The organism is Megasphaera indica, from assembly GCF_046614755.1.
GTDB lineage: Bacteria > Bacillota > Negativicutes > Veillonellales > Megasphaeraceae > Megasphaera > Megasphaera intestinihominis.
In genome coordinates this window covers 1-2,789 of sequence record NZ_JBKKJR010000040.1, presented here as the reverse complement: position 1 = coordinate 2,789, position 2,789 = coordinate 1, and the positions used below count along the sequence as shown (strand labels likewise).

2 protein-coding genes are annotated in these 2,789 nt (G+C 42.2%); both read right to left on the bottom strand.

The window, feature by feature from the left end:
• Nucleotides 1-47: 47 nt before the first annotated feature.
• Nucleotides 48-1,061: an alpha-hydroxy-acid oxidizing protein gene (locus tag ACFCTO_RS12050; RefSeq protein ID WP_499876960.1), complete on the bottom strand. Its 1,014-nt coding sequence runs from the start codon at nt 1,059-1,061 to the stop codon at nt 48-50.
• A 5-nt stretch (nt 1,062-1,066) separates the two neighbouring features.
• Nucleotides 1,067-2,530 carry a sigma-54 interaction domain-containing protein gene (locus ACFCTO_RS12045; RefSeq protein WP_370853935.1) on the bottom strand — a complete coding sequence of 488 codons (1,464 nt, stop codon included), beginning with the start codon at nt 2,528-2,530 and terminating at the stop codon, nt 1,067-1,069.
• Between the last annotated feature and the right edge of the window lie 259 nt (nt 2,531-2,789).

The following is a 2,789-nucleotide window of genomic DNA, read 5'->3' as shown; positions in this document are numbered from 1 at the left end:
ACTTTGGTCGCTAAGGCCCAAACCGCAAAAAATCCAACGGACTTAGTTCAGGCCTTGTGTAAACTAGCTTCATCAACTTCCGAGGCAGCGTAAAAGTTGTAAAGTGCTGTTTTGTAAAATGTTAGACGTAAAGCTACTCCTTTAGAGCCACCGCCGATGTTAGCTATAGCAGCTGGTCGGCCAATTAAGACGGCGTTAGCCCCTAGGGCTAATGCTTTTGGGACGTCTTCACCGTGTCGGATGCCGCCATCTATGAAAATCGTTAACCTGTTTTTTACAACGGCAGAAATTTCGGGAAGGACAGATAAAGGGCTGACCATACCATCGAGGATGCGGCCTCCGTGATTGCTGACAACAATTCCCTTGGCGCCTGCTTCTAGGCACAGCAAGGCTTCATCAGGGGACATGATGCCTTTTACGATAAATGGGAGATGAATGGAATTGATAATGTGTTTTAGGTTTTCTAGGCGCTTCACTTCTAAGGGTTGGCCAAAAAATCGCATATTGGTTGATGTTACGGCATCAATGTCGTTGGCGACTGCGAATGCGCCTGATTGTTCGGCTAATCGAGCTTTTTCTATGATTTTTAGGTCTTTTCGCGGCTTAATTGTCGGGATTACCTGTCCAGGATATCTCTTTGAAGCGGCAATTCCGGCTGCATACATATAAGCATGGCCGCTGTCACCGGTAAATGCCAGTGTTCCTGCTTTTGTGACACCTTCAATCATCGAAAAGAGGTATTCGTATTCTTTTTCTTCTGGATTTCCTTCTACTTTTCCATTATGGACATAGCCGCTGACTGGGGCGACAAGAATCGGCATGGATAAAGTTTTTCCAAAAATAGAATACGTAGTATTTGGATTTTTGCTAGCCGACAGGAGATGAGATACGAGACCGTATTTTTGAAAGGCCAATCGGTTGTTACGAAAAGATTGGCCTGTCCGCATGCCACCATAGCCAGGAATCATTCCAGGACAGGCAGTACCATCACAGTCTGGACAGACATAACAACCGTGCATCTGACGGCGGGCTTTTTTACGGATTTCCTCTAATGTTGCCATAACAATCACGTCCTTTCTGACTCAGCATTTTTTTGCTGATATTGTTTGCGTTTCCGGACAAAAGTTGATGGTGTGAGCCCTATATTTTTGGCAGCATCGCGTACATTTCCAAAGACTTCATAAGCTTGGGTCATATAGGTATATTCTATTTTTTCGAGCTCATGTTTCAAATTTATCGGAAAATCGGGGGGGGGTGTCAAAGAATTTTTTGAATTTTCACCAAAATCCTTTTCTTTGATAATTACAATTGGCTTATTAGGAGAATGTATGTGTAGGTTTTCGGGTTTTATCGCATCGGCCGGACTGATTATAATGGCTCTCTCGACGATATTTTTTAATTCACGGATATTGCCGGGCCAATTATATTCATGGAGTAGCTGCATGGATAAGTCTGTGAAATATTTTTTCATTTGATATTTCTGATTTAACTTTTTTAAAAAAGAGAGGGCCAAGGGGATGATATCCTTTTTTCGCATCCGCAATGGCGGAATGGAAATGGGGAAGACCGTGAGCCGGTAATATAGATCTTCACGAAAAGTACCGTCTTTTACCATTTCTTCTAAATTCCGGTTCGTAGCGGCAATGATGCGGACGTTGATTTTTACTGGCTTCGTACCGCCGACACGCATGATTTCTTGTTCTTGCAGGGCACGTAATAATTTTACTTGCATGTCTTTAGGAAGCTCGCCGATTTCGTCGAGAAATAACGTACCATTATTGGCTAATTCAAAAAGCCCGATTTTTCCATTTTTATTGGCTCCAGTGAAAGCACCTCCTTCATATCCAAAGAGTTCGCTTTCAATCAGGTTTTCTGGAATAGCGCCGCAATTCACTTTGATGAAGCTATTCTTGGCACGCTGGCTGTGTTGGAAAATATACCGGGCCATGACTTCTTTCCCGACACCTGTCTCACCCAATAGAATGACGGTAGTATCCATGGAAGCGACTCGGTTGGCGATTAGCATAGCCGCTAAGGTAGTTTCATCTTTGGCAATGATTTCCTGGTTTTCTTCTGCTGTTGTCTGTAAATGTTCCAATTCCAAAGCCAGGCGATCCATGGCAGCTGTTTTTTCTTGGACGACAGCTTTTAAATTATAAATTTCTGTTAGATCCCGCACGTTGGTGACAATCATGATGAATTTACCGTCAGCATCGAAAATGGGAGAGCTCGTTACAAGTGCTTCTTTCCCTGAACGAAATCGCTGTTGCAGTGTCACGGGTTGTTTCGTCTTAATGACTTGCAGGGAGCCCGATTCCGAAATCAACTTGTCATGAACGAGGTCTGCCATATTTTTGCCGAGTACTTCTTCTTTTTTTAAGCCTGTAATGACTTCATAGGCATGATTGATGCGGATAACATTGGCTTTGGCATCGGTAATGAAAATGCCATCAAAAGAATGTTCGATTATGGCGTTGAGCCGTTCCCTGGCTTCCGACAGTGTCGAAAAAATTTTTGTTGCATTCGTCATAAAGACGTTCCTCCTTTACGACAAAGAAGCAATGAGGCCCTAAAAGGGCCTCTGCAATCTAAATATGATATATGTGTATATAGAAAAATTATAACAATTTTTAATTATTGAAACAAGCGCAGAGAACTTAATATAGTTAATAATTATACAGCAGTTTACAACTTTTTGAACAAATAAATATCGCGTAACCACACTTTGAAGTATAATGAATCTGCTAAAACACACCATCTCAAAGGAGTTACGCGATGAATTCATTATA

Excerpts from the sequence above, each read along its gene's own strand:
- ACFCTO_RS12050 (WP_499876960.1), bottom strand. The coding sequence starts at position 1,061 with ATGGCAACATTAGAGGAAATCCGTAAAAAAGCCCGCCGTCAGATGCAC.
- ACFCTO_RS12045 (WP_370853935.1), bottom strand. The coding sequence starts at position 2,530 with ATGACGAATGCAACAAAAATTTTTTCGACACTGTCGGAAGCCAGGGAA.